Here is an 843-nt window from a genome sequence, read left to right as displayed (position 1 = left end):
CGTATGCAGATGAGCTGGTTTAGATTGGAGGTCAATTATGTGGACGAAGAAAGGTCATCTAACAGGGCAGAAAAAGTCCTTCAAGCTTGAAGATATCTGGCGAATTCGCACTAGGCTTGAAATCGACCTTGCTCAATCTCGCTATCGATTGCAAGTTACGTTCTTGTGACTTACTTAGAATGAAAGTGAGGGATATCTCTTCTGGTGGTGCGATTCAAGATCGCGTGCTTTACAGCCAGAGGGGTACAGTTTGAGCTCACTTCACGCACTGCACAGCCAACTCTCTGCACCAGACTCTATTTTCCCAAGTCCTCGAAGGCAGGGTAAAGCAATTAGTTGTAGCAGCTACGCCACCATCATTTTCCGCTGGGTAACGGAACTCGGCTACGATCCCTATCTCTATGGTACCCACTCGATGCGCCGTACCAAGGTGACGTTAATTTAGGCGAGAACCAAAAACATTCGCGCTGTGCAACTATTACTTGGCCATGTTAAGTTGGATAATACCATTTGCTATTTAGGCGTAGAAATTGAGGAGGCTCTGAACATCTCTGAGGGGATAGACTCATAGTAAGGTTGGAGTGTTGATTTTAGAAAGGTCATTTTTAATGACCTTGAAATGATTTTTATAAAACAATAGGTTAATAATATTTATTCGTTATTTTTGCCGTATTATCCCCTTTGAGTTTGCCGTATTTCTTCCTGTCATAATAAGGTTGCGTTATATTACGAACACGTATGAAAGTTAGGAGGTTCAAATGACAGCAGTTGATCGCGTTTATCAAAAGATAAAGCGCTCCAGACGCTATGTTTTTGAGCGCAAAGACTTTGATGTAGGTTTCA

At 42.3% G+C, this 843-nt stretch carries 1 protein-coding gene and 1 pseudogene; one reads left to right on the top strand and one right to left on the bottom strand.

The window, feature by feature from the left end:
• The first annotated feature begins 37 nt into the window (after positions 1-37).
• Positions 38-571 (top strand): annotated as a pseudogene (locus AB4496_RS19560) (integrase).
• Positions 572-641: 70 nt separating this feature from the next.
• On the opposite strand, the gene AB4496_RS19555 reads toward AB4496_RS19560, so the two are convergent.
• Positions 642-843, bottom strand: a 202-nt coding sequence (locus AB4496_RS19555) for a hypothetical protein (protein ID WP_372131674.1), incomplete at its 5' end; no start/stop codon positions are given.

It is taken from the genome of Vibrio sp. 10N.222.46.A1 (assembly GCF_041473595.1).
In the GTDB taxonomy this organism is placed as follows: Bacteria; Pseudomonadota; Gammaproteobacteria; order Enterobacterales; family Vibrionaceae; genus Vibrio; species Vibrio tasmaniensis_A.
The sequence above is the reverse complement of the archived record's forward strand: the minus strand, read 5'-3'. Positions and strand labels throughout refer to the sequence as shown.